The sequence below is a fragment of the Paenibacillus curdlanolyticus YK9 genome (genome assembly GCF_000179615.1).
GTDB classification, from domain to species: Bacteria; Bacillota; Bacilli; order Paenibacillales; family Paenibacillaceae; genus Paenibacillus_T; species Paenibacillus_T curdlanolyticus.
The window spans coordinates 149835-176461 of the sequence record NZ_AEDD01000012.1; the positions used below are offsets into that span (position 1 = coordinate 149835).

The 26627-nt window shown below is 54.9% G+C and carries 26 protein-coding genes and 1 riboswitch; of the genes, 4 read left to right on the forward strand and 22 right to left on the reverse strand.

Annotated elements, in window-relative coordinates:
• Positions 1–26 precede the first annotated feature (26 nt).
• The 10 genes from rpiB to PAECUDRAFT_RS20670 all read right to left on the reverse strand — a co-directional run bounded on the left by rpiB (position 27) and on the right by PAECUDRAFT_RS20670 (position 11261).
• Complete coding sequence (gene rpiB / locus PAECUDRAFT_RS20625) at positions 27–485, reverse strand: ribose 5-phosphate isomerase B (RefSeq protein WP_006040086.1); 459 nt, start codon at positions 483–485, stop codon at positions 27–29.
• 125 nt (positions 486–610) lie between these two features.
• Positions 611–690: riboswitch (ZMP/ZTP riboswitch) on the reverse strand.
• Between the two features lie 71 nt (positions 691–761).
• Positions 762–1352 (reverse strand): low molecular weight protein arginine phosphatase, encoded by a 591-nt coding sequence (locus PAECUDRAFT_RS20630; protein WP_006040087.1) that lies wholly within the window; start codon positions 1350–1352, stop codon positions 762–764.
• A gap of 22 nt (positions 1353–1374) precedes the next feature.
• Positions 1375–1935 (reverse strand): manganese efflux pump MntP, encoded by a 561-nt coding sequence (locus PAECUDRAFT_RS20635; RefSeq protein ID WP_006040088.1) that lies wholly within the window; start codon positions 1933–1935, stop codon positions 1375–1377.
• Positions 1936–2014: 79 nt separating this feature from the next.
• Positions 2015–3172 (reverse strand): L-threonylcarbamoyladenylate synthase, encoded by a 1158-nt coding sequence (locus PAECUDRAFT_RS20640; RefSeq protein ID WP_006040089.1) that lies wholly within the window; start codon positions 3170–3172, stop codon positions 2015–2017.
• 115 nt (positions 3173–3287) lie between these two features.
• Positions 3288–4130 (reverse strand): stage II sporulation protein R, encoded by an 843-nt coding sequence (gene spoIIR / locus PAECUDRAFT_RS20645; protein ID WP_006040090.1) that lies wholly within the window; start codon positions 4128–4130, stop codon positions 3288–3290.
• Between the two features lie 637 nt (positions 4131–4767).
• Entirely contained in the window at positions 4768–5901 is a 1134-nt protein-coding gene (locus tag PAECUDRAFT_RS20650; protein WP_006040092.1) for a N5-glutamine methyltransferase family protein, read from the reverse strand.
• 62 nt (positions 5902–5963) lie between these two features.
• Positions 5964–7040 (reverse strand): peptide chain release factor 1, encoded by a 1077-nt coding sequence (gene prfA, locus PAECUDRAFT_RS20655; RefSeq protein ID WP_006040093.1) that lies wholly within the window; start codon positions 7038–7040, stop codon positions 5964–5966.
• 136 nt (positions 7041–7176) lie between these two features.
• On the reverse strand, positions 7177–8922 hold the full coding sequence (locus PAECUDRAFT_RS20660; protein WP_006040094.1) for a methyl-accepting chemotaxis protein: 1746 nt from the start codon (positions 8920–8922) through the stop codon (positions 7177–7179).
• A 198-nt stretch (positions 8923–9120) separates the two neighbouring features.
• On the reverse strand, positions 9121–10221 hold the full coding sequence (gene ychF / locus PAECUDRAFT_RS20665) for a redox-regulated ATPase YchF (RefSeq protein ID WP_006040095.1): 1101 nt from the start codon (positions 10219–10221) through the stop codon (positions 9121–9123).
• A gap of 77 nt (positions 10222–10298) precedes the next feature.
• Positions 10299–11261 (reverse strand): DUF6612 family protein, encoded by a 963-nt coding sequence (locus tag PAECUDRAFT_RS20670; protein ID WP_006040096.1) that lies wholly within the window; start codon positions 11259–11261, stop codon positions 10299–10301.
• A 90-nt stretch (positions 11262–11351) separates the two neighbouring features.
• Between PAECUDRAFT_RS20670 and PAECUDRAFT_RS26185 the strand changes: the two genes are divergently transcribed.
• Positions 11352–11495: a hypothetical protein gene (locus tag PAECUDRAFT_RS26185; protein WP_006040097.1), complete on the forward strand. Its 144-nt coding sequence runs from the start codon at positions 11352–11354 to the stop codon at positions 11493–11495.
• A gap of 103 nt (positions 11496–11598) precedes the next feature.
• Here the strand turns inward: PAECUDRAFT_RS26185 and PAECUDRAFT_RS20675 are convergent, their stop codons facing one another.
• The 5 genes from PAECUDRAFT_RS20675 to PAECUDRAFT_RS20695 all read right to left on the reverse strand — a co-directional run bounded on the left by PAECUDRAFT_RS20675 (position 11599) and on the right by PAECUDRAFT_RS20695 (position 17190).
• Positions 11599–13992: an S-layer homology domain-containing protein gene (locus PAECUDRAFT_RS20675; RefSeq protein WP_006040098.1), complete on the reverse strand. Its 2394-nt coding sequence runs from the start codon at positions 13990–13992 to the stop codon at positions 11599–11601.
• Between the two features lie 465 nt (positions 13993–14457).
• Positions 14458–14769 carry a thioredoxin gene (gene trxA, locus PAECUDRAFT_RS20680; protein ID WP_006040099.1) on the reverse strand — a complete coding sequence of 104 codons (312 nt, stop codon included), beginning with the start codon at positions 14767–14769 and terminating at the stop codon, positions 14458–14460.
• Positions 14770–14835: 66 nt separating this feature from the next.
• Positions 14836–15264 (reverse strand): RrF2 family transcriptional regulator, encoded by a 429-nt coding sequence (locus PAECUDRAFT_RS20685; RefSeq protein WP_006040100.1) that lies wholly within the window; start codon positions 15262–15264, stop codon positions 14836–14838.
• 150 nt (positions 15265–15414) lie between these two features.
• The gene (locus PAECUDRAFT_RS20690; protein WP_006040101.1) at positions 15415–16245 is read right to left on the reverse strand and encodes an aldo/keto reductase; all 831 of its coding nucleotides are present in this window, start codon (positions 16243–16245) and stop codon (positions 15415–15417) included.
• A 78-nt stretch (positions 16246–16323) separates the two neighbouring features.
• Positions 16324–17190 (reverse strand): DUF72 domain-containing protein, encoded by an 867-nt coding sequence (locus PAECUDRAFT_RS20695; RefSeq protein ID WP_006040102.1) that lies wholly within the window; start codon positions 17188–17190, stop codon positions 16324–16326.
• Positions 17191–17372: 182 nt separating this feature from the next.
• On the opposite strand from PAECUDRAFT_RS20695, the gene PAECUDRAFT_RS20700 reads away from it, so the two are divergent.
• Together PAECUDRAFT_RS20700 and PAECUDRAFT_RS20705 are read left to right on the forward strand one after the other, a co-directional pair.
• Positions 17373–17636 (forward strand): hypothetical protein, encoded by a 264-nt coding sequence (locus PAECUDRAFT_RS20700; protein WP_006040103.1) that lies wholly within the window; start codon positions 17373–17375, stop codon positions 17634–17636.
• A 249-nt stretch (positions 17637–17885) separates the two neighbouring features.
• Positions 17886–18539, forward strand: a complete 654-nt coding sequence (locus tag PAECUDRAFT_RS20705) for a DsbA family oxidoreductase (RefSeq protein WP_006040104.1) — start codon at positions 17886–17888, stop codon at positions 18537–18539.
• 107 nt (positions 18540–18646) lie between these two features.
• Here PAECUDRAFT_RS20705 and PAECUDRAFT_RS20710 read toward each other — a convergent pair whose 3' ends face one another.
• Positions 18647–20029 carry an APC family permease gene (locus PAECUDRAFT_RS20710; RefSeq protein WP_006040105.1) on the reverse strand — a complete coding sequence of 461 codons (1383 nt, stop codon included), beginning with the start codon at positions 20027–20029 and terminating at the stop codon, positions 18647–18649.
• A 159-nt stretch (positions 20030–20188) separates the two neighbouring features.
• Between PAECUDRAFT_RS20710 and PAECUDRAFT_RS20715 the strand changes: the two genes are divergently transcribed.
• Positions 20189–21031, forward strand: a complete 843-nt coding sequence (locus tag PAECUDRAFT_RS20715; RefSeq protein ID WP_006040106.1) for a MerR family transcriptional regulator — start codon at positions 20189–20191, stop codon at positions 21029–21031.
• On the opposite strand, the gene PAECUDRAFT_RS20720 is transcribed toward PAECUDRAFT_RS20715, so the two are convergent.
• The 6 genes from PAECUDRAFT_RS20720 to nirB all read right to left on the reverse strand — a co-directional run bounded on the left by PAECUDRAFT_RS20720 (position 21028) and on the right by nirB (position 26394).
• A complete protein-coding gene (locus PAECUDRAFT_RS20720) occupies positions 21028–21354 on the reverse strand; it encodes a DMT family transporter (RefSeq protein WP_006040107.1) in 327 nt (108 codons plus the stop codon). The two genes, PAECUDRAFT_RS20715 and PAECUDRAFT_RS20720, sit on opposite strands and share 4 nt — an antisense overlap.
• On the reverse strand, positions 21354–21773 hold the full coding sequence (locus PAECUDRAFT_RS20725) for a DMT family transporter (protein ID WP_006040108.1): 420 nt from the start codon (positions 21771–21773) through the stop codon (positions 21354–21356). The genes PAECUDRAFT_RS20720 and PAECUDRAFT_RS20725 overlap by 1 nt, the downstream gene beginning before the upstream one ends.
• A 6-nt stretch (positions 21774–21779) precedes the next feature.
• The gene (locus PAECUDRAFT_RS20730; RefSeq protein WP_006040109.1) at positions 21780–22373 is read right to left on the reverse strand and encodes a TetR/AcrR family transcriptional regulator; all 594 of its coding nucleotides are present in this window, start codon (positions 22371–22373) and stop codon (positions 21780–21782) included.
• A 158-nt stretch (positions 22374–22531) separates the two neighbouring features.
• Complete coding sequence (locus tag PAECUDRAFT_RS20735) at positions 22532–23464, reverse strand: uroporphyrinogen-III synthase (protein ID WP_006040110.1); 933 nt, start codon at positions 23462–23464, stop codon at positions 22532–22534.
• Between the two features lie 32 nt (positions 23465–23496).
• The gene (gene nirD / locus PAECUDRAFT_RS20740) at positions 23497–23829 is read right to left on the reverse strand and encodes a nitrite reductase small subunit NirD (protein ID WP_006040111.1); all 333 of its coding nucleotides are present in this window, start codon (positions 23827–23829) and stop codon (positions 23497–23499) included.
• Positions 23830–23946: 117 nt separating this feature from the next.
• Positions 23947–26394, reverse strand: a complete 2448-nt coding sequence (gene nirB / locus PAECUDRAFT_RS20745; RefSeq protein WP_006040112.1) for a nitrite reductase large subunit NirB — start codon at positions 26392–26394, stop codon at positions 23947–23949.
• Positions 26395–26627: the final 233 nt, after the last annotated feature.

Genomic DNA, 26627 nt, shown 5'->3' on the forward strand with positions numbered 1-26627 from the left:
GGCCATTACCTCCGATTCGATGCGGGCTAGACGCGATTCGAAACCTGCTTTTCAATATTCATCACTTTATTGATGCGTCCGACATGGCGTTCGCCATTGGAGAACGGCGTTTCCAGCCAAATGCGAACAATCTCTTCCGCGATACCGAAGCCAAGTACGCGCTCGCCCAATGCAAGGACGTTCGTATCGTTGTGGTCGCGCGTCGCTTTCGCCGAGAACGTGTCCTGCACGAGTGCACAGCGAATGCCTTGCACTTTGTTCGCTGCGATGGACATCCCAATTCCCGTGCCGCAGATCAAAATGCCGCGATCCGCTTCGCCCTTAACGACTGCTTCGCATACGGGAAGCGCATAATCCGGATAATCGACGGATTGGTCGCAGCTGCAGCCGACATCTTGCACTTCATGGCCGAGCGATTGGATGATCGGAACTAAAACTTCTTTCAAGCGGTAGCCGCCATGGTCGGCTCCAATCGAGATTTTCATGAACGTGGATCCTCCTTAGGATTGTGCGATTTGCGCTAGCCTTAGTATACCTAATTTGTCCGAGTTACACGACAGCCCTTACGCCCGAAAAAAAGCAAAAAGAGCATAGCGTGCTCATGCACGATGCTCTTTGCCCAGGCGACCGGCCGTATATTCCGATGCTCCACCGTGGTATCCCACTTCGTCGCCAGTTACATCGGAAACCGTTAATTTGATTTCATTTTACTCCAACCTATCGGCAAAATCAATCCTAAAACGCATGACTCGACACCCAAATCAGCGTTCGGTTCCAGCCTCGCCCAGTTTGTCCAAAAGCTTGTCCACAGCCGCTTCGATCTCCGCCGCGCAGCTCTCATACACCTGCAGCGGGCCGCCGAACGGATCAGCAATATCGAAGTTGGGGATACGCTTCTCCAGCTCCAGCATGCGCGAACGCTCCGCTTCAGGCATCTGCTGCCCGAGCGCCTGCTTCATTTGCCATTCCGTATATAAACGCTCCAGCTCCTCGAGATCCGCCACCGTATCCGCACTAAGCGCCGCGTATTCCATCAGCGTATGCGTCTTGTCAATCGCCTCGGGAAACCGGCCAATCAATCCCCGTTTATGCGCCGAGGTCATCGTCAAAATCAGATCCGCCCATTCCACGAATGATTTGCCGAGCGCGCGGCTTGCCCCTTCGTGGGAGACACGCTTGCGTCTGAGCGTCTCCGCCGCATTGGCCGAAATCGGCAGCCCGTCTACGGTCGAAACGCCCGCAGAGCGGATTTCGAGGTTCATGGAGCGGCTTGCCGCCCGATCGCGCATGATGGCCTCTGCCATCGGTGACCGACATGTATTGCCAGTACAAACGAACAATATCCGTTTCACTTAGATGCCAATCTCCTTTCCGTTAGAACACAAATAATAATCCGAACGTCAGCAAAATGATGCCGCCGCACGCCTCCCCGTATTCCCCAAGGCTCCGGCTTGCGCGGCGTCCCAGCAGCAGCCCAAGCACAGACATGAGACCGCCGAAAAACCCGAATAAAAGCACCGTGTACAGCACGTCTGCCGCAAACATGCCCAATGAAACACCGACCGAGAACGAATCGACGCTTACGCTAAAAGCGAACAGCAGCATGCCCCAAATCGTCTGATGATTCACCGCAGGGCTATCGCCGCCCCGAAATGAGTTGTAAACCATATGACCGCCCAGCAGCAGCAAAAGAACGCCCGCCGCACGCGATGCCACGCTGCCCAATAGGTCGCTGACATATTGTCCGGCCGTCATGCCGAGCAGCGGCATAAGCACATGGAACAACGCTATAATCGCGCTAAGCAGCAAAATCCGCTTTAGCCCGATGCCTTTCATCCCTATTCCAACGCCCAGCGAGAAAGCATCCATCCCAAGCGCTACCGCCATAATAAGCAGTGTTAACCATTCTCCGGCACCCATACTCGAACCCAGCATTCATCCATCTCCCCCGCGTGGCCCTTAGTTGTACCACTTTATGCGGACGAGCGCTGAAACATGTTCGGAGGCTCCGCCTCTAGGTTAAATAAACGATCTGGTGGCCTGCTGCCTTCTCCAGCCGATTCATCAGCGCCAAGCCAATTCCGTCGCTCGAGCAAGCCTCTGCCCAAATGCGCTGGACGCCTCTGGCATCGAACTCGCGCAAGGCAGCGTATAGCCCTTGCGCCGCTGTCTCCAGCTTCATCAGGCTGCCGCATGAAATAACAGCGTCCGCATGATAGCTCGCTGCATGCTCATCGTAGGTCAGCACGCCTGTTATCTCGCCTTCGGCTGCCGCAGCCTGAAGCGCTTTTGTAATGTATGCGCGAACGTCGTCCGGCTCGCCATGGACCAGCTGCATGCTGCCGCGCGGCGCGTAATGCGTATATTTCATTCCGGGCGACCGTGGCGCTGCGGCTGGAACGGCAGTTGCAGTACCAACTGCGGGGGAGTCCGATACGACGGCCCGCTCCTGCGGGACCATCGTGGCGTCCTTTCGCTCCAGTGCTTCCAACGATTCGTCCAGCAAAACAGTCGGCGCTGCTTCACGCAGCTGTACCGGAGTAATCCCGCCTGGCCGCAAAATGCGAACAACGCCTGGCGCCTCGACTTGCACAACCGTCGATTCAAGCCCGACTCCCGTCGGGCCGCCATCTACAATGCCGTCGATCCGGCCATTCAAATCTTCGCGCACATGCTCAGCAACCGTCGGACTCGGCCGCCCGGAGCGATTGGCGCTAGGCGCGGCAACGGGACAGCCGGATTCGGCAATCAAACGCAGCGCCACCGCGTGATCCGGCATTCGCACCGCTACGGTATCCAACCCTGCGGTTACGCGCGGCGATACCGCGCCCTCAAGGGCAGGCAGCACGAGCGTTAGCGGCCCCGGCCAAAACCGGCGCATGAGCGCCCGCTCCGTGTCGCCATACGGCTTTACAAGCGTTCGAAGCTGCGCTTCGTCAGCGATATGAACGATTAGCGGGTTGTCAGAGGGACGGCCTTTGGCAACAAACACATTTTCCACTGCCGATGTCTGCCGCGCATCTGCACCCAGCCCATACACGGTCTCTGTCGGAAAGGCGACCGTTCCGCCTGTACGCAGCAGCTCCGCAGCCGCTGCAATTGCAGCCTCATCCGCTGCCGTTTGCTCCTGCAAGTCCGCCTTCACCTGCCAGAATTGCGTCTTTATTGTCATAGAAGCGATTCAATCCTTGTCATTTTGCATTTTATGCTAGTATAACACACCAAAGCCGGCTGCTTGCGCATGCCGGCTGTAATCACTTAAACAATGAGACCCTGCAAGAAATGAATCACGCGAATAAAGACCGGAAGAATCCAATGATTGCTTCAAAAATCTCAACGATGAAAAATTTCGCTTGCGGCGTCTCAGTCGATTGGTCCGCCTGTGCGCTAACTGCTTTGTCTGCTTGATCTAGTTTCGCCTGCTGTACGTGCGCCTGCTGATTTTTGCTATCCGCTGTCGACTTCGACTTGGACGTCTTAGCTGCCGCAGGCTGCTTGCCGTCTTGTTCGGCCGCCGCCGCTGCTACAGGCTCAGCCTCGCCCGATGCCGCATCCACAAAGCACAGTGGCGGGAATAGCACGCACCACCAGTTTTGCCCGGCGCCTTTGCCGAGCGTGATGCGGAGCGCTTCATAATCGCCGGCGGGGTAGATGCGATTGCCGTACATTTTAGTAGGGAACGGAACAACAGCCAGCTCGGCTTTGAAGCCGTAATCGAACCCGCGAATCTCCAGCTCATGCGCAACGATCTTCTCGATTTCCCCCATGTGCGAACGAATCGTCTCGCGCGCAGCTTCAATCGTAGAAGGACCCGCGACCCAGCTGTTCATCGCTTGAACGACAGCGTCGCGCACATGCCGCTTTACCGCCTGATCAACCGGATTATCGGAGTTGGCGAGAATGCGCAGCCGGATCGACTGCTCCGGAATTGCGCCTTCAACAGCTGCAGCGTCCGTCCGCACTTGCTCCCAGCTCATGACTAGCACGAACAGTGCAATAATAAGGTATCCATACATTGGGCGATATGCAAAACGGCTGCGCCGCGGTTTGTCCAATTCAATAGAACGCGCTTCAGAACGAACGTTAGGAGTGGAAGAATCAACCGAATAATAGGAATGATGGCGAATCATAGACACAAGCCCCTCTCAGGCACCCGTCGGTGCTAGCTTGCGTTCCGGAACGAATCTATCCCTATTATGTCCGGGGGATAGAATCTATAAACCTATCAATTTGAAAAAATGTGGGCGTTGCGGAGCAGTGTGCCAATAGGGCACATTCTTGTGCCCTACCCGCTCGCGCGCGGGCGCGGTGCGCCACTAGGGCAGATTCTTGTGCCCTATTCGCTCGCGCGCGGGCGCGGTGCGCCAATAGGGCAGATTTTTGCGCCCTATTCGCTCGCGCGCGGGCGCGGTGCGCCAATAGGGCAGATTTTTGCGCCCTATCCGCTCTCGCGCGGGGCGCGGTGCGCCAATAGGGCAGATTCTTGTGCCCTATTCGCTCGCGCGCAGGCGCGGTGCGCCAATAGGGCAGATTCTTGTGCCCTATTCGCTCGCACGCGGGCGCGGTGCGCCAATAGGGCACATTCTTGTGCCCTATCCGCTCGCGCGCGGGCGCGATGCGCCAATAGGGCACATTCTTGTGCCCTATCCGCTCGCGCGCGGGCGCGGTGCGCCAATAGGGCAGATTCCGTGTGCCCTATTCGCTCGCGCGCGGGCGTCACAAAAAAATGGATGTGCCGAGGTCCCTCTTCGACACATCCATCCCTATTTAATGCGAGCCGCCGCTCGCCCGTTTTACGGCAACGACATGCCTGTCGATGCCGCCGTAATCGGTAATGATCCGAATATGATCCCAATAACCGATCGAACGCAGCAGCTCCGCCACGTCCTCCGCCTGCCCCATGCCCAGCTCGAACGCGACGATGCGAGGCAGCTCCGCAAGGCGCAGCAGCTGTTCTGCCATCCGGCGATAAGGGTCCAGCCCGTCCATGCCGCCGTCTAGCGCGAGCCGCGGCTCATAGTCGCGAACCTCCGTCTGTAGATCAGGCAGGTCTCCAGCCGGTATATATGGCGGATTCGATACGAGCACATCGATTCGCAATCCAGCAGCTTGCGTAAGGTGCGATGTACGATGCGCATTACGCTGATCTGCATCGGAATGCTCCAAATCACGATGTTCCCCATCAGTATCCACCGCAGACACAGACGACGCATCCGCAGCTGGCGACGGCTTTCGCCCTGCCGAGGCTCTATCCGCCTCCGTCTCCGGAACAGCAAGAAACGGCGTCAGCAAATCGCCCTCGACAAACGCAATACGCCCCGCTCCCGCATGTCGCCACGCGTTGCCCAGCGCAACTTGCAGCGCGTCCGGCGACAAATCTGACGCGTACACGCGCCAGTCGCTTCGCTCCGCAGCAAGCGTGACCGCAATCGCGCCGCTCCCCGTGCCAACATCCAGCACCGTCAGTTCCCTGACTCTCGCTTCCTGCCCGGCAGCCGCAGCCTCTCCGCGCGGCCACAACGCATCCGCCTCCGCCAGCACCGCTTCGACGAGCAGCTCCGTCTCAGGGCGCGGAATAAGCACGGCCGCCGTCACTGCAAACGGCCGCCCATAAAACCATTGCTCGCCCAGCAAATATTGCACCGGCTCCCCCGCAGCTTTGCGCGCCACAAGCTTCGCCCATCGCGCGAATGCCTCCTCCGGCATCGGCTCGCGCCAATCACGGAGCAGCTCTGCCTTGCCAAAACCAAGCACGTGTCCGATCAGCAGCTCGGCATTCGAGCGCGGCTCGCCGATTCCATGCCCAGCAAGCAAAGAAGAAGCCTGCAAGCAGGCTTCTCCAATGGTCATGCCGGGCCGATAGGCGACGGACTCATTCGTTCCCGTCTCCATGTTCGTCATCTTCGCATGACACTCCTTTTATTAAACTGCGAATGCGCTCGCCCGTTCCTCCCAAACGCTGCTTATGCGTTCGAGTTTTCCTGTTCCAGCAGCTCCGCTTGCTCTGTGATCGTCAGCGTCTGCACGATTTCCTCGATATCGCCGTTCATGATGGCATCAAGGCGGTGCAGCGTCAAGCCGATACGATGATCCGTCACCCGACTCTGCGGATAGTTGTACGTCCGGATTCGCTCGCTGCGGTCGCCCGTACCGACTTTGCTTTTACGCTCGCCAGCATATTTCGCTTCCTCTTCTTGACGGTGAATCTCATAGATCCGAGCGCGAAGCACTTGCAGCGCCTTCGCTTTGTTCTCGTTCTGCGATTTGCCGTCTTGGCAGGTCGCCATGATGCCTGTCGGCACATGCAATACGCGGACAGCGGATTTCGTCGTATTAACGGACTGGCCGCCAGCGCCGCTGGAGCAGAACGTATCGATACGGATATCCTTGTCATGAATCTCGATATCCACTTCCTCAATCTCCGGCATAACCGCAACCGTCGAAGTGGACGTATGAATGCGGCCGCCCGACTCCGTTGCTGGAATTCGCTGCACGCGATGAGCACCGCTCTCGAACTTCAGCTTGCTGTAAGCGCCCTTGCCGATGATCATGAACACGACTTCCTTGAAGCCGCCGAGATCGCTCTCGTTCATATCCATCAGCTCTACGCGCCAGCCTTGGCTATCCGCATATTTGTTGTACATCCGGTACAGGTCATACGCGAACAAAGCAGCCTCATCGCCGCCAGCCGCGCCGCGGATCTCGACGATAACGTTCTTGTCATCATTCGGGTCCTTAGGCAGGAGCAAAATGCGAATGCGTTCGTCGAGCGCCGTCTTGCGTTCATCCAGCTCGCCGATCTCCATTTTGACCATCTCGCGCATCTCGTCGTCCAGTTTCTCGCCAAGCATCAGCTTGGCATCATCCAGCTGCTCGCAAACCTGCTTATATTCCGTAAAAGCTTCGTATGCTTCTTGCAGACTGGACTGTTCCTTCGAATATTCACGCAGTCGCTTCGGATCACCAGCAACGTCTGGGTCGCACAGAAGCTCGCTCAATTTCTCGTAACGGTCGGCTAATACTGATAAACGGTCTAACACCGTATCTTCACCCCTATAAGGTTCGGCAAAAGCCGCAACCTTGTATTCATCCGGTAATTATAACACAGGAGTGCCACTGTATAAACTAGTTTGCCCATGGAAACGACCGGATTCACGCCCAATTTGCGTAATTCCTCTACACTTTGAACGTTCCGACAGCCATCAGCAGCTCCTCAGCCGATGCTTTCATCGATTGCGAAGCCGCCTCAACCTTCCGCATTAACGACAGCTGGCGCTCTGCGGCATCCGCTGCCGAGGATGCATGATCCGAGGAACGTTCCGCAATCCGCTCCAATTCATCCAGCGAAGCGGCGATTTGTTCGCTGCCCGCTGACATTTGCTCAGTCGAAGCCGACACCTCTTGGATCTGATCCACCAGCGTGCGAATGCCATCTGCGATGGACAGGAACGATTGGCCTGCTTCTGCCGCTACGCCCGAGCCATGCCGCGCCTCTTCCAGCGAACGGCTTATCGCATACGCCGTCGAATTCGTACGCAACACGATACTGCCTAGCATGTCACTGACCTGCAGAGAAGATTCGCCAGTCCGTTCCGCTAGCTTCCGAATTTCCTGCGCAACTACTGCAAAGCCGCGCCCTTGCTCGCCTGCGCGAGCTGCCTCGATCGATGCATTCAACGCAAGCAAATGGGTTTGCGCCGCCACGTCGCTAATCAGCTCCATCGCTTCGCGAATGCGGGCCGTCTCCTCTTGCAGCTCATTCATTGCGGCGTTCGTTTCCAGCAGATCCGATTCGATCGCTCTCATCTGAACGACCGTGCCTTCGATCAATTGGCCGCCATCCTTCGCTTTGTCCGACGTCTCTACCGCAAGCTCGGATACGACAGAGGACGATTCCGCGATCCGTTGAATCCCGATCGCCATCTCCGTCATCGCACGCTGGCTTTCCTGCGAGCTTTGCAGCTGCTGGGCCGAGCCTTCAGCAACCTCTCGAACCGCCTCCGCTACCAGTCTCGTCTGCTCCGACGACTCCCCGGCATTCGCATTCACGGCATTCGCATTGCCGCTTACATCGCTCGATAACGCCTGCACATGCTTGGTTAGTTGATTAAGGCTAGCAATCATATCGTTGAATGAGCCGGACAATCTGCCAATCTCATTGCGGGAGAGCACTTGCGCAGAAACGGTCAAATCGCCGCCCGCCGCTTGCTCTGACAGCTTCGTCAGCTTCTTCAATGGCGCGAGCATGCGCAGCAGGAACAGTACGATGACCAAGATGCCTGCCGCTTCCGTCCCCACCGCAATCAGAAGCTCGCCCCTCAGGCTAGCATTCAGCTCTTGCTGCATCTTTGACTCCGAATAATCGATCCCGAACCAAGCGATCCGATCTCCGTCAGAACTGACGATCGGCGTCAAATACGTTCGGTAAGTGCCATTCTTGTTCGCATAGGCGTCCGACAGTGCTTCCCCATACTTATTCGCCTGCTCAATAGCCCTTTCAAAATGTTCAGTAATTGGATATACATCGCCCAGCCTGCCATCCGTCCCGGTAAAATTATCGCTAAGCAAGTAGGTCATCGTACTTCCTTGCGCATCCTTCTCCACCTCCGGAAGCAGCAAATACGCATGCTCTACGTTGGCTTGGCCCGCCATCGCAACGAGCCGGCGCTGCATCGCGACGGAGGCCGGATCTTTGCCGTCATTCTCGCCCTTGTACAATCGATCGGCCGCCAGCTGCACCTCTGCGCTCTCGGCGGCGAGCTGCGTGCTCAGCAGCCTGCCCTTTTCTTTCATATCGCTCATGTAATCCTTCCGCCACCGCATGCTGCTCTCCATCGTCATCACGCTCACAATGACAATAATTAATACAGACACGACTAACGAGCTTTTCCATACCAGACTCATGTTGCGCCACAATCTCATGATGTTCATCCTCTCTGTTCACGCGGTCACATGAATGAATTTCGTTAAATTCACGCTTTATGCTTCAATCGCAAATGACCTTTTTCTTATGTTAACGGCCGACAGCACGCCATCTATTAGCGAAGCGCCTTATTTTTTCAAAAAAAGACGCCCCGGCAGCAGGACTGCCGGAAGCGTCTCTTATTTGGAAGGATTCAACTATACATTAAAGCGGAAGTGCATAACGTCGCCGTCTTGCACAACATATTCCTTGCCCTCCAGACGAAGCTGCCCCTTCTCCTTGGCCGCATTCATCGAGCCCGCTGCAACCAGATCGTTATACGAAACAACTTCGGCGCGAATGAAACCACGCTCGAAATCAGTATGGATAACGCCCGCCGCTTGCGGCGCTTTCATGCCTTTGCGAATCGTCCATGCCCGAACCTCTTGAACGCCTGCTGTGAAATACGTGTACAGGCCAAGCAGCTTGTACGCCGCATTGATCAGTCGGTTCAAGCCGGATTCCTGCAGTCCCAGCTCCTCAAGGAACATCGCCTTGTCTTCGCCCTCGAGCTCTGCGATCTCGGACTCTACCTTCGCGCTGATCGGCACGACTGCCGCGCCTTCCGCTGCAGCAAATTCACGCACGATATTCACGTAAGGGTTCTCATCAGCATTCGCCACTTCCGCCTCGCTCACGTTAGCTGCATACAGCACGGGCTTAATCGTCAGCAAATGCAGGTCACGAATCAATTGGCGCTCATCGTCGCTAAGCTCGACGCTGCGAGCTGGCTGATCGTTGTACAGCGCTTCTTTCAGACGCTCCAGCACTTCGATTTCCTGCGCGTATTTCTTGTCTCCGCCCTTCATATTCTTGCGGGAACGGTCGATACGGCGGTCAACGGAATCGATGTCGGACAAAATCAGCTCAAGGTTAATCGTCTGAATGTCGCCCAGCGGATCGACTTTGCCCGCTACGTGCGTAATGTTCTCGTCCACGAAGCAGCGAACGACATGCACGATCGCATCCACTTCACGGATATGCGCGAGGAACTTGTTGCCCAGGCCCTCGCCTTTACTTGCGCCTGCCACGAGGCCGGCAATATCTACGAATTCAAAAGCAGTCGGTACGGTCTTGTTCGGTGTAACAAGCTCCGTCAGCTTAATCAGCCGCTCATCCGGCACTTCGACAACGCCGACGTTCGGGTCGATTGTGCAGAATGGATAGTTCGCCGATTCCGCACCGGCTTGCGTGATTGCGTTAAACAGCGTCGATTTGCCGACGTTCGGCAGTCCGACTATTCCACAAGAAAGCGCCATGACGCATAACAACTCCTAACTGTCTTATCAATAATGGTCATTATACCCGAACCTTGCGCACATGGAAAGCATATCGCCTATTGTCCCAACAGCCGATCCACTTCTTCCAGCTGCTCCGGCGTCGGCGGCGTGACCTCCTCTGCCTGCTTGGCGCTGTCCGGCACCGTTATTGCCGTGCTTTCATTCCACTTGCTGTACGATACGTCCAGCGTTTCGCTCAGCTTGGAACGATGCCCTGCTTGCAGCTCAATCGTCAGCTCCAGCTTCAGGCCCACTTTCGCGGGAAGCTTCGTTTGTGCATCAATCGACTGCTTATATTCGAACTGTTCGACCGCGATGCTGTCCACAACCTCTTGCGTCATGGCGCTGCCGCCGAACGTGCCACGCAAAATATCGTCAATCAACGCGCGCGCGCCCGCATCCTTGCCGTCTCCTGTGTATACATACTGGATCTGGCCGCCATCTGCCGTTGTCGTGCGTTGCAGCTTCTCAGACGCGGTAGCCAGCCGCTCAATCGGCTCAGACGGCATGATTTGATAATCCGACAGCGTTTCCTTTACTTGCGGAATGACCGATTTGGCCATGCGCGTCCAATCGTCGCTCGTCATGTCATGCATGTAATAGCCGTCCGGGGTTAAAATGGTTTCCATCTTAGACGTTTCTCCCCCGTACTCCGAAATGATCGTCTGCTTCAACTGCAGCGGCTCCCGCCGAACAGGACCCTCGGATGTCATATTCATCTTGGAGGGCTGTCCATTCTCGTCCAGCTGCTGGTCCAGCTTCAGCGTGATCGCCCACCCTGCCGGATTTGAAGCAGCCTGCGCCGATTGTGCCAGCTCCTCGCGAATCGCAGCGGCCTCGGATGCTGCGACCGATTCCTCCGCTTTGCTTGCAGACGGCACGGCCCGCTTGTCCTGTTGCGCCGGTTGCTCTGACGAGCACGCAGCCAGCAGAACAATGCCCGCCAGAAGCAGCACCACAGCTAGCAGCGCTCGCATACCTTTTATTTGATGATTTCGTCGTTGGTCCAATTTATCCATTGTTTCACTCACTCCCCGCTCTTGAATGCCGTACCTCTAGAATGTCCCGCCCGCGGCAGGGGATACTACGTCTCAAGGAGGTGTAGCCACATGGAAAATCAGTCGCATAAGGGCAATTACAAAGGCACTACCCACATGAAAGCCAAAAATCAAGATATGGCCTTCGTCAATGATACGATTGAAGATGCAAAATCCGTTACGAACTACAGCGGCAAGAAGAAAAAATCCGACTAGCCTGCCTCCCATAGCCTACTTACCCATTTATGAGCAAAATAAAGCCCGCCATCCGATTCGCAATCGGCTTGGCGGGCTTTGGAATACGAATCGTGCTGCAAATCTAATTGCGCAGCGGCGCCTCTTGCAGATCAGCGCGCGCTTGCAGGAAGCGGAAGAATGCCGCAGCCGCTTCAGCTCTCGTCACTTGCTTTTCCGGCAAGAAATTTCCATTTTGCAGCGACATAATGCCTAACCCTACAGCAATCGCCGCTTGGCCCCGCTGCTTGGTTTTCGAAGCATCCTTGAACGTGACCTTGAACAGATCGTTATGCTCCGCCAGCGCGTTGAAGCCCAGTGCGCGAACGATCAACTCCGCCATCTCCTCACGGTCCACTTTGCCGTTAGGGTCGAACGTGCCGTCCCCGATGTCGATGAGCTGCTGGCCTAATGCCGTCTCGACGTAAGCAAAGTATTGCGAGTTCGCCGCCACATCAGCGAAGGACGCTTCCGTCTTCTCGTCCGCTGCGCCATACATCGGCTGCGAGCCTTGATTCATCGCCAGCACGAGCATTTTGATCATTTCGCCGCGTGTAATGACCGCATTCGGATTTACTTTGCCATCCTTGAGATCAAGCGCTTTATACGCAACCATCAGCTCTAGCTCACGCTGAGCCCAGTGCCCGTCAATATCGGTCGCCATAGGACGCTCAAGCGTTGCCGCTGTGCCATCCTCGGCGCTAATCCACTTCCCGGTCTGCGCATCGAGCGTAACCGATTGGTCCATGACATAACGCGGGACGAGTCGGTAAACGAGCTTCGCCTCTCCTTTGGTCTCGATCTCGGAAGGCTTAGCCTCCCCCGAAGCGAGCATCACTCTGTATTTTTCCACAGGGATTGGTTGGCCGTTCCAGTAATACGAATAGTTCGATTGATACGTCAGCTCCACGCGATAAAAATTCATCCACGCCGCAATCGCCTTGGCATCCCCGATGACAGACGGCGCCTGAGCCGGATAATCATAACCTCCGGAATATGACCAGTAGCTAGTTACAGACCCGTTAAATGCACTAATCGATACTTGCAAATTCTCATCTTCCGCAACTGCGCCATGCACCTTACGCACCGCACTAAAATAAAACTCGCCAATCTCCTCCGGCTTTTTGTCCGTATAACGAGAAGGATCTCCTTCGACCAAATAATACTGGTCCGCTTTCCAAGAGACGCGTTCCTGCAGCACCTTAATGGCTTTCGCCTTTGCCTGGTCATACGTAATGCCTGCGCCTGTTCGCGTAGAGGAATTGTACGCATTGTAGGTGCGCACCTCGCCTGTCCAAGCATCAACCTCTGCCCAAGCCGATTGCCCAACCTCCTTCTCTTGGTCGAGCGAGTAAGCAAGCTGCCAGCTGGCACGCGCCTTGCCATTCTCGTCTGTGTACTCGCTGAAATCCGAGCTGTTCAGCTTCGCATTAGCGGGCACATCGAACGCCGCCTTCACTCTGTCGGATGCCTGCTCCTTCGTCAGCACTTCCTTGCCCGCAACCGGCTTCGTGCCCGATGGCTTCGCGCTAACCTGCGTTTCGGTTTGCTTCACTTGCTGCGAATCGATCGGTCCCCCCGTTACAGCAGAGATTGCTAAGGCCGGCATGTTGTAGACCAGCACCGGCTTGCGCGACTTGCTTTGGTATGGAACCGTGTACGATAAAACCGGCTTGGCGAGTGCAGAGATTTTGGCAGTGGCCTCGTCGAGGGCGAACGCCGGCTTCGCTTTCTCAAAATTCACGACCCGCTCCCAATTGAGCTGATAGCTTAAAATATGGCCTTCACCGTCGATTTGAAAATCGATGTAGTTTTGAACATAAGGCACGCCGTTCACGATACGGTCATAACGGAGCGAGTGAACCACTTGGCCAGATAGCGGCGGCTTCGTGCCTACGCCAACATAGGCATCCAACTCAACTTGCTTCACGTAATCGGGCGCGATTTTGTTAAGAAACGCTAATGCGACCCCCGTCGCTTTCTCGCGATTTACCTTCGGCGGGTAAGAAGGCTTTGCATTCGAATTGTCCGTACTCGAGTAGTACGAGAGCAGCTCGCCCGTCGTGCCATCTAGCCCGGCCTCAATCGTCCCCTTCACTTTGCCATTCACCTTATTAATGAACGACAGGTTCCATACGATATAAAGTCCGTTTTCTTGCATATTCGTCGATAGACGCGAGCTTTGAAGCGTATAAGCGTCTGGGATGGACAAATACTTGCGAGCCAGCTCAATCGCCTTTGCTTTCGTAATCTCTGCTTTGACCGATGCATCATCGCCGCTTGCCGGCTGAGATGCTGCGGAGTCGCTGGATGTGGCCGCTGCCGTGCTCGGCGCGCCGCTGACCACGCTTGGATTAACGGCTTTATCGGCAAAAGCCGCCGTTGGCAGCGAAGCCGTAAGCGCTACCATAGTCGCGAGCGCAATTAGTTTGCGCGATGCGCTGGAGACGCGTGGCTTTTTGTTCTTTTTCATTGTCATGCGTGTAACCCTCCTAAAACGTTTGGAATGGCGTTTATTCGATGCTGTTCAACTCTTCTGCTTCTTTAAACGCAGCCTCCAATCAAAAGGTTTCTTGCGGAGGGTAAATTTTCTTGCAGCTTTAAAACTTTGGCATGGACGCCGAATAGGATGCACACCAAAATAGGGCAGAATGTTCTGCCCTATTCCCGCTCGTGCGCATCAAACTCCCGCATAGCGCACTTTTTTCTGCCCTATTCTCGCTCGTACGCACCAAACTCCCGCATAGCGCACTTTTTTCTGCCCTATTCCCGCTCGTGCGCATCAAACTCCCGCATAGCGCACTTTTTTCTGCCCTATTCCCGCTCGTGTGCATCAAACTCCCGCATAGCGCACTTTTTTCTGCCCTATTCTCGCTCTCAAATACAAAAAGGCGGCGCAGAAACAATCTTCTGCACCGCCTTTTTCTCGCTTATCCGCTCAACCTTACAGGTTGTTTTGGATTTTCGTTTTCAGAGCGTCTTTGCTTTGCAGACCAACGAGCTTGTCGATCGGTTGGCCGTCTTTGAACAGAATCAGCGTAGGGATGCTCATTACGCCGAATTGGGAAGCGAGCTCCGGTTGCTCGTCAACGTTGATTTTTGCAATCGTTGCTTGGCCTGCAAGCTCGCCTGCGAGCTCCTCAACGATTGGAAGCTGCATTTTGCAAGGTCCGCACCAAGGCGCCCAGAAGTCTACGAGCGATACGCCGCTCTCAATGCTTTGCGTGAAATTTTCCTTAGTCAATGCTACTGCCATGTCGGATCATTCCTCTCCACTAAATTGTATGGGATGGGTGAACCCCTTCATACCGCTGCTGATTGCTTACTCACAGTCTACACAATCATGAATTTGCCCAAGCACATCCCGAATCGTAATCGCATTAAAGTGAGTCTCAAGCCGCTTCTCCGCAGTGCAGAAAATGCCGAACATCACTTGCTTCATGTTCGAGCCGACGACGCAATCCATCTCCGGGTCGCCCGAGCACCAGCTTGGCATCAATGAGCCTTGCGCCATTACGCGATAAATATCGCCAAGCGAAACCTCATTGGGCTCAGCCGTGAGCCGGTAACCGCCGCCCGCGCCTTCCCGCGTTGCGACGTAGCCCGACTTGCGAAGGACGCTCATCACTTTGCGAATGCGAGCTGGATGCGTGCCGACATTGTCGGCGAGCGCTTCACTTGAAGCCATTCGTTCCGGCACGTAGGCCAGGTAAACCAAGCTGTGTACGGCTATCGTAAATTCACTGTTCATTGCCGGTTGCCACCCCGCTTTGTACTGTAATAATATCAGTTACAGTTCACCGTGTCAAGCAGGCGGCTTCCCTTATTTTGCAGCTCGTCGCAAGTTCCTATCCCATGAACATTCTGTTAATCGAATAGCCGATGCCAACAGCCGCTTTGCCTAGACGAACGTCATCGGGTCAGGACCAAACCGCCGTCCCTCATCCAACGCATCAAGCGCCGCAACATCCGCATCCGACAAGTTAAAGTCAAACACATTCGCATTCTCCGCAATGCGCGCAGGCGTGACCGATTTAGGAATCGTAATGACGCCGCGCTGCAAATCCCATCGCAACACGATTTGGGCAGGCGACTTGCCGTATTTGTCCGCCAACTGCCGCAGCAGCGGCAGATCGAGATTCCCTTGCATAAGCGGACTCCATGCTTCTAGTCGAATGCCATGCTCCTTGCACAGCGAATAGAGCGAAGGCTGCGTAAGCAGCGGGTGAAACTCCACTTGATTCACCATCGGTTTCACTTCGCATTCGCCCAACAGGTCATGAAGCTGCGGCTCCAAAAAGTTGCTTACGCCAATCGCGCGGATGCTGCCGTCACGGTATAGCTTTTCTAGCGCGCGATACGTTTCTTTATATTTGCCGGTAACGGGCCAATGCACGAGATAGAGATCGATAACATCCAGCCCTAGCTTGCGGCGGCTCGTCTCGAACGCTTGCAGCGTCGACTCATAGCCCTGGTCCGCATTCCAAACCTTCGTCGTGATGAACAGCTCGTCCCGCTTCACGCCGGTCTCCCGGATCGCGCGCCCTACGCCTTCTTCGTTCCCGTATACCGCTGCCGTGTCAATGCTTCGGTATCCCGCTTCGATTGCCGCTCGAACAGCCGTTTCAACCTCCGCCCCATCTGCAGCCTGCCACACGCCGAGCCCTAACCACGGCATTGTTACGCCGTTCGCCAGTTCAACCGTATCCGCAATATGCTTCGCCACGCTCATCGTCATCGTCTCCTTTTCTTATGAACATGCCCTTCAAAAAACGTTCTTCATTATTTACCCATATTTAATCGCCTAAAATCAATCGAACAAGCTCAGCTGCTCCCCCGCAGGCGGCGGGAGCTCCGGCAGCGGCGGAACAGGCTGCCCCAGCATCGCCATCAGCTGCCTCGCATTATCAGCGGCATCGCCGCCCGAATTATTATTGAAGATAACGAGCAGCTCGCCCGTCTGCTCTTCCAAGCGTCTCAGACGCTTCGCCCACTTCGACAGCTCCTCCTCGCTATATCGATACAAATACCGTACGTCGCGCCAATTCGGCTGGCCCGATGAATGCCAACCCGCCGCATGCCGGCCATGGAATCGGACTAACGTCAGCTTCTCATCCGTCACCGCCTCTACAATCGGCACGCATCCATCCCCCACCTGCGGCTCGTCGCAGACGCTATGCATCCAGCCGTCTCGCCTCATATAATCGAGTGTTCGCTCCCGCATATCCGCTTCGAACCAGCTCCGATGGCGAAACTCCAACATGCACGGCACGTCCCCCATCCGCACCCGAGCTTCGCGCAGCAGCCGCACATGCTCACGCGTGCAATCAAACCACGGCGGGTACTGAAATAAGGCGCCTGCCAGCTTGCCCTTCTCCTGCATCGGTGCCAGCGATTCGCGGAACGCACGAAACATCGCTCCCTCATTCGGAAACGGAATGCGCCCTCGTGTATGCCCCGTCATCCCTTGGTAGGCTTTGACCACGAAGGAGAAGCCCTCCGGCGTTTCGCTCGTCCATTTTTCCATATTGCGTACCGGCTGAACGGCATAGTAGGAGCTATCCACCTCCACTACCGAAAACAGCTTTCCATAGGTCACCAGCTTCTGACGAGCCGCCTCAGGCGTACCATACAGCTTGTCTTGATCGCCCCAGCCCGCCAATCCAATTCGAATCATATCCGTCAGCTCCTTATTGAGCGACTATCGTCCATCCCTTGACTTTACAGGAAACCAATACCGGGATACAAGTTTGCAAATACGCTTATTTTGACGCATTTTCATGGCATGTGAACAAGCGGGTGGCGAATACAATGAACCAGAACGTCATCCATTAATGCTCAAAAGGTGGTGCATGTCCGATGTTATGGCTGTGGAGCGCGCTCTTCGTGATCGTTATAGCCGCAATCATCGCTACAATTGCTTCTTCAAGTTCGCGCTGGACCGTCATTCTGACCGAAGGAGGCACGCGGGTCGACCTCGTCGACCGTTTATACGCTTACCTAAAGTCGCAGGGCGTGAAAACCAAGCTGTCCGGCGATGCCAACCTCCGACGACTGCTTGTGCATAAGCGGGATGAGGACCGGGCGAGGCGTCTGGTGCAATCGTTTCAAGCGGAAGTGTAGCCGCGTCCGACTAGGACATTTACACCTACTTGCCATAAACCTTGGCATCTGGTCTTACAAGCTCCACCCGCCTCTTCGAGCGTCGCCAGTCAGATCGGCGGTCGCTCTTTTTCTCATGTCCATAAAAGCCGCTGCGCGGGCGAAGCCTTTATTTGTGGTCCGACGCTTAATATGGGATACTAAGCACACAATGAATCGCATAATCCGCCGACTATCGGACTACCCGCACAGACAAGGAGACTGACTTGCATGCACATCGAGATTTATAGCGATTACGTATGTCCATGGTGCCGTATAGGCAAAAAAAATCTGTTCGACGCGCTGGCCGATTGGACTGCCGAGCATGGCATTCAACCCACTCTTACATATCGCGCCTTTCTGTTAGACCCCAGTGTACCGGAACAGGGATCGCCCTTCCAAGACTGGATTAACCGTAAAATGGGCGGCTCCGCCCCATCGGAGCGCGCAACCGCTCAAGTAACCCAAGCCGCAGCGGCTGTCGGCCTAACGATGCAATTCGACCGCATCTCCATCTATCCGAGCACACGGCTCGCCCATCGCATGATCGCCCTTACGCCGCTGCAGCAGCAGACTGCCGCTGTGGATGCGCTGTTTAAGGCTTATTTTGAAGAGGGAATTGATATCGGCAGCATCGAGCATCTCATGCGAATCGCAGACGGTATCGGCATAGAAGACACCGATGAGCTGGCCGCGAAGCTGCTTCTCGGCGACGGCGAGGAAGACGTTGCCGCTGACCTGCAGCGCGCCGAACGAATCGGCGTAACCGGCGTGCCGTTCTTCGTCTTTGACGGCAAATACGCGTTATCCGGCGCCTATCCCAAAGTGGATTTCGCCGCGCTGCTCAGCCGGCTCGCTTTCGATCCGTCGGCTGGCGAGCGTTAGCAGCAAGCCCAATAGAAGCAGCAACCTAAACAAAACGCCCCTGGGCGGCATCCGTTATTTCGGAAGCTGCGTCCCAGAGGCGTTTCGTTATCTTCATGATTAACCGTTCATGCGCCAACTTTGCTTGCTCCTCCTTCACCGCGAATGGTTGAGTTGTTAGCAACCGTACCGCCCTTCGGCGCTTCGCGATATTTTTGCAGCCCCATCATAATTGCGCCAATCGCTAACCAGCCTAATCCCAAAAACACAGCCCGACCGTTCAAGTTGCTGAATAGCCATCCGATTGCGATAAAACCGGCCCCTGGCAATAGCCCGCTCGCAAGCCAAGCTTGCCATCCGCTACGCCGCAGATTAACAAACTCGTATTTGATGACACACAGGTTCACACAACCGAATGCCAGCAAGGCGCCAAAGTTAACGAATGAAATGGTCGTGCCGAGCGGCAGAACCGCAGCCAGCAGGCAGATCGCTCCGACGAGCAGCACATTGCGCACCGGCGTCTGATGCTTCGGATGCAGATAGCCGAAAATCCGCCGCGGAAGCACGCCATCGCGCCCCATAATATACAGCAGGCGAGAAACGCTTGCCACGCTGGAAACCGCCCCTGTAAACATCGCTCCGATCATCGAACCGACGAACACAGCTTTAAGCAATCCGCCCCCAACAAGCAAAGCCAACGCCAGCGAGGCCGTATCCGGATCCTCATAGCTGTAGCCCGGCAGCACCAGCTGCCCTAAATAGGTAACCGTTATGTCTACTACGCCGCATACAACGATGATGATGAGCATGGCGCGCGGAATGTTCCGTTGGGGCTTATCCGCTTCCTCCGACATGATGCTAACCGTATCGAACCCGAGGAACGAGAAGCAGAGCAGCGAGGCGCCCGCCAGCAGTGACGGAAGCGTCAATTCATCACCGAAAAATGGCTGCATGGTGAAGCCGCCCACTCCATCGGCATTTACGCCAGCGAGAATATGATAGAAGCTGCCTGCGCAGAAGATGCCGATAATGGCTAGCTGAATGATCACGGAATATTTGCTGACGGCTGCCGAGAGCTGGATGCCGAAGTAGTTGATCACGCAGACAAGCGCCACGAATGCCGCTACCCATAAGAAGAACGGCACAGCAGGGAATAACGCTTCCAAATACAAGCTGAACAGAATACAGCACACGATCGGATTAAATAAGTAATCCAGCAGCAGCGCCCAGCCGACCATAAAGCCCGCTTCCGGACGGAACGTCTTCGCGGCATAGCCGTAAGCAGAGCCCGCATGAGGCAGCTGCTTCGCCATTCTGCCGTAGCTATAGGCGGTGAAGGACATCGCAAGAAGCGCGATCGCATACGCGGTAGGCAAATAACCATGCGCCGCCTCGCTTGCAATGCCATAGTTTGCGAATACGATCAACGGCATCGTCCACGCCATGCCTAGAAAAACCAATTGCAGCAGCGACAGCTTTCTCGTTCCCCTCAACTCTCCTGAACTCTGCACGCTCGATTCCCCCTCTAAATCTACGTCATGTTACATGCCATAGAAGCTTCCGAAATAAATTTAACCTCAATATAAACCTTTGTGCTACACAAAAGTCAATATATATGTTAGGTTATATAACATAAAGTCTGCGGATAAAAGCGAGGTTGAGGCTCACTCATGAAAGAAAAGCTTACAATTAGCGAAATGGCACGCCTACGCCGTCTGACAACCGAAACGCTCCGCCATTACGATCGAATCGACTTGTTCAAGCCAGCTCATACCGACCCATCTACCGGCTATCGTTACTACTCGATCTTTCAATTCGAAATATTAGGGACCATCAAGGAGCTGCGCCAGCTTGGCATGAACACCGACGAGGTTAAGCTGTTTTTCCGCGATCGGCATGTGAGTAAGTCACTGGCAATGCTGAAAAGCAAGCACGAGGAGCTTCAAACGAAGCTTAAGGAGTGGGTAGAGCTCGAACGGAACGTGCGCGAGAAGATCGCATTCCTCGAGGAGGTTACTCGTGCTGAGCAGCAACACCAGCCTCAGCAAGTCGTCCTGCGCGAATTTCCCGAACGCGCGCTGCTAACGCTGGAGCGACCGGTCCGCAACAACCTGGAGCTGTGCTACGGTATATTAGATCTTGAGAATAACTTATCAGAGCGTGCGCCTATTCTCGCAAGCAATCGGCTAGGCGTACTCATTCGCCGCGAGCATCTGGCCCTGCGGCAATTCGATCAACCCTCCACGCTGTTTGTTTCCTACAAGGACGCAGCAAAGCCGCCCGAAGGGTCAGTCTATCTCGCCCCGGGCGGCTCATATGCCTGTCTCCGCTGCATCGGCGAGTTCTGGGAACGAACCGAAGGGCTAGAGACCTTATGCGATTATATCGAGCAGAACGGTTACCAGATCGCTGGCGATGCGCTGCAGGTCGTGCAAATTGACATTACGATTACAGATCAGCCGAGCGAAGCCATGTTCGAAATCCAAATCCCTATCGGACAGCCGCTCGATTAGTGCGCTGCACCGCCAACCATTTTCAAACCGATAACGCCGACGATAATCATGCCGATAAACACAAGCTTGCGCCAGTCCTTGGATTCACGGAACAGCACCATCCCCAGCACGACACTGCCAGCCGAGCCAATCCCGGTCCATATGCCATACGCCGTACTGATCGGGATTTCTTGCAAGGCGCGCGATAAGCAGTAGAAGCTGACGATGCCCGATAGGATCGCACCGACCGTCCCCTGCCACTTGCGGAAGCCGTCCGACAGCTTCGTGAACGTCACGCCGCTAACTTCGCCAAGACCGGATATAATCAAAAACAACCAAGCCATCACTGCACCTCCTTCACTTGCTCATGCTCATGCTCATGCTCATGCTCTTGCTGCCGTTCAACCTCAGACCGCTGCTGTACAGACTGCTCTTGCGGCTGCTTCTCCTTGGCCACAACCTTCAATCCGACGATTCCGCACAACAACAGCGTCACGAAGAACAGCTTGCCAATCTGCACCGGTTCATCGAGAAACAGCATGCCGACCAGTACCGTACCAGCCGTTCCCAATCCCGTGAATATGGCATAAGCCGTACCAATCTCGATCGTCTTCATCGCCTTCGCAAACAGCATAAAGCTGGCCGCCAGCGTCACGATCGTCACAATGCTCGGCACGAGCCTCGTGAAGCCGTGCGACTCCTGCAAACCAAATGCCCATCCAACCTCCAGAAAGCCCGCTATGATCAAATACATCCAAGACATTATTCGTCACTCCCCTCTCTTGATGCCGTCCCAGAACCACTCCCAAGCCAGTCGCGTCCGCTCCCGATGCGTATCCGTATCATAAAGCTGATATTCCACGAGCAAACCATCAATCAGCGCATAGAAAACCGCAAGCAGCCGCTTACCATCCACCCGAGCCGCACCCGCTTCAGCCGCCGCATCCTGCAGCAAAAGGAGCAAATGAGCCGAGATGGTGTCCTCATAGGCGAGCAAATCCTTCCGTATTCGTTCCACTAAGCCGCGAGGCGGCACAAGCACCGTTCGCTTTAGAAACGTCTGTCCAATGGACAGCTGATTGAAATCGGTAAAAAACTCGAAAAATAGTTTCAGCTTCGCTTGGGCAGACTGCTCAAGCGCGTTGCTTCTTTCCATCATCGCCATCCAGCTTGCTTGCTCTTCACCAATGACCTCTTCGATCAGCCGAATGAACAACTGCTCCTTGGATTCATAATGCGCATAGATCGATGGCGTTTTAATCCCAACCTCCTTGGCGATATCTGACATTGAAGTTCCTTCAAATCCATATTCCGTGAATAGCCGCAATGCGGTCTGCTTAATTCGAAGCGCCGTGTCATTCATGCGATACACCTCAGTTCCATTCGCCTAACGAACGTTAGTTAGTTAATTAATTACCGACCATTCTATCGAAAACGCGACACAAAGTCAACGAACAACAGCACAAAAAAAGGCGGTTCCGAAGAACCGCCTCTTGTTACGTCATTTAATTAAGTTCGCCGTCATGTCCTATTCGCCATGCCGCCAGCGCATTCACCCACTGCATTCGCAGCGTCGATGATCGCTTCATCAGCGGTCGAAGGATCGAGCGTCGCATCCGAGGAACCTATGCCTAGCGTTCCATCAGCTGCGCCCGAATCGTAATACTTGGACATCGCGACGACCATACTGCCCATTCGTTCCTCTTCCGGGAACAGCACGCGCGCCACGCCTTCCTCATATAACGCTTCCGCCGTCACTTTACCAACAGCTACAGCCAGCACCGGTCCAGCAAACACGTCAAGCACTTGCTGCCGCATGCCCGCCGTTGTGGCCTGTTCCATGACGTAACGAACCTGCACCGTGCTTGTAAAAGCAACGGCATCCACTGCACCAGCAACGATCTCGCCAAGCAGCTGGCTAACCACGTCGCCCTCAGGGGGAATGTGGCGGTAAGGGAGTATTTCCTCGCATTCAGCTCCCCACGATTGAAGCACTGCATTCAACCGCGGCGCCGGATCGCCGTACAGCTGCAGCCCGACACGTTGACCCGACAGATCGTGCGGTTCCATCAGCCGCAACAACCCTGCTGTCGTGCCATCTTCGTCTCGAACGAGCGGCGTCAATCCTAGTCGGCGCAGTACATTAACGGTCTTATAGCCCCGTGCAGCAAGCTTCACGCCACGAAGCGTCTCAATGAAGCGATCAAGCTGCCCTAGCTTCTCAGCCGTGGACAGCAACGCTTCTGTTCCGACTCCGGTCGTCAAGACGAGCCAGTCGACCGGCTGCTCGATAAGCGACTGCAGCTGCTCCGCAAATTGCGAATCATCCAGAAACACCGTGCCCTGCGCTGGACGAACGACTGCCTCCCCACCGAACTTGCCGATCATTCGGGCCATATCCTCCGCTTTGCGCGGCCCTGTAATTGCGATTTTCTTCCCCTCTAACCGCACCATTGGCGATCCCCCCTCGACGCAAGCTTGCTACTCTATGATACCATTAACCGAGATGCATCGATATGAAGAACGACATCGCCGTTGCTCTCCACCGTTACTTCGAACGTTTTCACACAGCCTTCATCAGGCTCTTGCACCACGCCATTGGTTAGGTTGATTTTCCAATCATGCAGCGGGCAATATACATGCCCATCGCATACGATACCTTCGGATAGCTTACCCTGCTTATGCGGGCAGCTGTTTTCAACCGCCTTGATTGTGCCGTCGCTCAGCTTGAACATCGCCAGCTCCAGCTCGCCCATTTTAAAAATCTTGCCCCGACGCTCCGGAAACTCCGAAATCTGACCTACGATATATTGCTCCATCCATGCCCTCTCCCTTCTACATCCGACCACATCATTAAACTTGCCATCCGAACAGGCTCTCTCCACGGGGCGCATCACTCTATACTCTCTGATGCGCCTGTCGTCCCATCCGTCCGATTATGCTTTAGGCTCGCCAGCAGCAGCCGCTTCCGTCACAACAGGCGCCGTAAGCGCATCGAACGCGCTGCGGAGTCCATCATCTTCAATAATTTGCTGCCATGGATCCTTCATCAGGTCGAGCGTCTTATCGATACGAGCGTTCAACGCATCGCGGTCTTCCTTCTTCTCGAGCGCCTTCTTCACCGTATCCAAGCCGATGCGCTGCGCCCATTCGCTCGTACGCTCCAGGTAGTGCGCGTCTTCACGGTAATATTGCAGGTAAGCGCCGGTCCATTCCAGAACCTCTTCTTCCGTTTTCACCTTAACGAGCAGCTCAGCAGCGCGAACCTTCGTACCGCCGTTACCTGCTACATAGAGCTCCCAGCCGCCATCGATCGCAATAACGCCCAAGTCCTTAATCGTCGATTCCGCACAGTTACGCGGACATCCCGATACGGCAAGCTTCACTTTATGCGGTGTATTCAACCGTTCGAATTTTTTCTCCATGTCGATACCCATCTTGATCGAATCCTGTGTACCGAAACGGCAGAACGTGTTGCCTACGCATGTTTTTACAGTCCGGAGCGACTTGCCGTACGCATAACCCGATGGCATGTCGAGATCCTTCCACATTTTTGGCAAATCTTCTTTCTTCACGCCGAGCAAGTCAATCCGTTGTCCCCCCGTAATCTTAACGAGCGGCACTTCATACTTCTCTGCAACTTCTGCGATCCGTTTCAAATCTTCCGGCGTCGTTACGCCGCCATATATACGAGGCACGACCGAGAACGTACCGTCTTTCTGAATGTTTGCGTGGTTGCGTTCGTTAACGAAGCGCGATTCTTGCTCATCTTCATGCTCTGCCGGCCATACCATGCCGAGGTAGTAGTTAAGCGCAGGACGGCATTTGGAGCATCCCTCCGGATTTTTCCAATCCAGCACAGCCATCACTTCACGGGAAGTCGTCAGGCGCATGCGCTGAATGGACTCCACAACCTCATCGCGGGAATGCGACGTACATCCGCAAATGCCTTCTTTGACAGCCGACACGTTATCCGCACCAACCGTAGCAAGCAGGATTGCTTCTACGAGCGGTTTACAACCACCGCAAGAGCCGGAAGCTTTCGTGCACGCTTTGATCTCTTGTACGCTAACGCAGCCTTTTTCCGTAATCGACTCAACGATCGTATCCTTCGTTACCCCGTTGCAGCCGCAGACGATTTCATCGCCGCTCATCGCTTTTACGAGATCCTCTGGACCCGAGGATTTGCCGCCAGAGGCGCCGAACAACACTTCCTTCTCACGACCAGTGAAGTCCTCCCCGCTTCTCATATAAGAGAAGAGCTTGGAGCCGTCTGCCGTATCGCCGAACAACACCGCGCCTTGCACTTTGCCGTCGCGGAATACAACTTTCTTGTATACGCCATCCAGATCGTCCTGCACACGGAGCGCACGCGTCTCTGGTGAATCGCTGAAATCGCCTGCCGAGAACACGTTTACGCCCGAAATCTTCAGCTTAGTCGACAATACGGAGCCTTTGTACCCCTCGGAATCCACGCCCGCAAGCTTCTTCGCCAGAATCGCGCCTTGCTCATACAATGGAGCGACGAGACCGTAAACCATTCCACGGTGCTCTGCGCATTCGCCAAGCGCATATACGTTAGGCGTGTTCGTTTCCATGTAGTCGTTAACGACGATACCGCGATTTACTTCAACGCCCGCCTCTTTCGCAACGCCTACGTTAGCTTTAATGCCCACAGCCATGACAAGAAGGTCAGCCTCTGCCGTCGTGCCATCCTTGAACGTCAGCCCTTCGACGCGATCTCCACCAATGATCGTATCGGAGTTTTTGGAGAGCAGGAACTTAATGCCTTGACGTTCCAGTTCCGCTTGCAGCAGCTTAGCTGCCGTCTCATCCAATTGGCGCTCCATTAAATAATGATGAATATGGACAACACTAACTTCCATATTCAAATTAATGAGTCCACGCGCCGCTTCTAGCCCGAGCAAGCCGCCTCCGATGACAACAGCTTTCTTATATCGTTTCGATGCGTCAAGCATCGTCTCGCAGTCTTTAATATCACGGAAAGCAATAACGCCTTCCTTATCGGCACCAGGCAGCGGCAGCATGAACGGGAGCGATCCCGTTGCGAATACGAGCTCGTCATACGCTACCGTGACGCCTTGATCAGTCGTTACCGTCCGATTCGCCGTATCTACTGCTGTAGCTGTTTGACCAGCATGCAGCTGAATATTGTTCTCTTTATACCACTCCCAGCTGTTCAATACGATATCTTCCATCGTCGCTTCGCCAGCCAACACCGAGGACAACATAATCCGGTTATAGTTGGGATGCGGCTCCGCACCAATAATCGTAATTTCGTAACGATTCGGATTCAGCTTCAAAAGCTGTTCTACGAACGATACGCCGGCCATACCGTTACCGATCATGACTAATTTCTTCATCGTCTCTCCTCCTGACGTTTCACCGTGGTCGATAACCTCACATCGCCTCGGATCCTGTATGAAAACATAAAGAGCCTACCCCTAGCGTGAGTGAGTGTGTCTTCATCCACGGAAGTGATAGGCTCCATTGCCATCGTTTGCGGCACGCCATTGTGCCGTCTGCTATTCCTTTAACTGTTCCCAGTATATTAAACATCCTTCGATATGTCAACTATCCTGACATAAAAAAATGT

Bases quoted from the DNA above. Each gene is read 5' to 3' on its own strand.
- rpiB (WP_006040086.1), bottom strand. From the start codon at position 485: ATGAAAATCTCGATTGGAGCCGACCATGGCGGCTACCGCTTGAAAGAA.
- PAECUDRAFT_RS20635 (WP_006040088.1), bottom strand. From the start codon at position 1,935: ATGCTGGGTTCGAGTATGGGTGCCGGAGAATGGTTAACACTGCTTATT.
- PAECUDRAFT_RS20640 (WP_006040089.1), bottom strand. From the start codon at position 3,172: ATGACAATAAAGACGCAATTCTGGCAGGTGAAGGCGGACTTGCAGGAG.
- spoIIR (WP_006040090.1), bottom strand. From the start codon at position 4,130: ATGATTCGCCATCATTCCTATTATTCGGTTGATTCTTCCACTCCTAAC.
- PAECUDRAFT_RS20650 (WP_006040092.1), bottom strand. From the start codon at position 5,901: ATGACGAACATGGAGACGGGAACGAATGAGTCCGTCGCCTATCGGCCC.
- PAECUDRAFT_RS20660 (WP_006040094.1), bottom strand. From the start codon at position 8,922: ATGAGATTGTGGCGCAACATGAGTCTGGTATGGAAAAGCTCGTTAGTC.
- ychF (WP_006040095.1), bottom strand. From the start codon at position 10,221: ATGGCGCTTTCTTGTGGAATAGTCGGACTGCCGAACGTCGGCAAATCG.
- PAECUDRAFT_RS20670 (WP_006040096.1), bottom strand. From the start codon at position 11,261: ATGGATAAATTGGACCAACGACGAAATCATCAAATAAAAGGTATGCGA.
- PAECUDRAFT_RS26185 (WP_006040097.1), top strand. From the start codon at position 11,352: ATGGAAAATCAGTCGCATAAGGGCAATTACAAAGGCACTACCCACATG.
- PAECUDRAFT_RS20675 (WP_006040098.1), bottom strand. From the start codon at position 13,992: ATGACAATGAAAAAGAACAAAAAGCCACGCGTCTCCAGCGCATCGCGC.
- trxA (WP_006040099.1), bottom strand. From the start codon at position 14,769: ATGGCAGTAGCATTGACTAAGGAAAATTTCACGCAAAGCATTGAGAGC.
- PAECUDRAFT_RS20685 (WP_006040100.1), bottom strand. From the start codon at position 15,264: ATGAACAGTGAATTTACGATAGCCGTACACAGCTTGGTTTACCTGGCC.
- PAECUDRAFT_RS20690 (WP_006040101.1), bottom strand. From the start codon at position 16,245: ATGAGCGTGGCGAAGCATATTGCGGATACGGTTGAACTGGCGAACGGC.
- PAECUDRAFT_RS20695 (WP_006040102.1), bottom strand. From the start codon at position 17,190: ATGATTCGAATTGGATTGGCGGGCTGGGGCGATCAAGACAAGCTGTAT.
- PAECUDRAFT_RS20700 (WP_006040103.1), top strand. From the start codon at position 17,373: ATGTTATGGCTGTGGAGCGCGCTCTTCGTGATCGTTATAGCCGCAATC.
- PAECUDRAFT_RS20705 (WP_006040104.1), top strand. From the start codon at position 17,886: ATGCACATCGAGATTTATAGCGATTACGTATGTCCATGGTGCCGTATA.
- PAECUDRAFT_RS20715 (WP_006040106.1), top strand. From the start codon at position 20,189: ATGAAAGAAAAGCTTACAATTAGCGAAATGGCACGCCTACGCCGTCTG.
- PAECUDRAFT_RS20720 (WP_006040107.1), bottom strand. From the start codon at position 21,354: ATGGCTTGGTTGTTTTTGATTATATCCGGTCTTGGCGAAGTTAGCGGC.
- PAECUDRAFT_RS20725 (WP_006040108.1), bottom strand. From the start codon at position 21,773: ATGTCTTGGATGTATTTGATCATAGCGGGCTTTCTGGAGGTTGGATGG.
- PAECUDRAFT_RS20730 (WP_006040109.1), bottom strand. From the start codon at position 22,373: ATGAATGACACGGCGCTTCGAATTAAGCAGACCGCATTGCGGCTATTC.
- PAECUDRAFT_RS20735 (WP_006040110.1), bottom strand. From the start codon at position 23,464: ATGGTGCGGTTAGAGGGGAAGAAAATCGCAATTACAGGGCCGCGCAAA.
- nirD (WP_006040111.1), bottom strand. From the start codon at position 23,829: ATGGAGCAATATATCGTAGGTCAGATTTCGGAGTTTCCGGAGCGTCGG.
- nirB (WP_006040112.1), bottom strand. From the start codon at position 26,394: ATGAAGAAATTAGTCATGATCGGTAACGGTATGGCCGGCGTATCGTTC.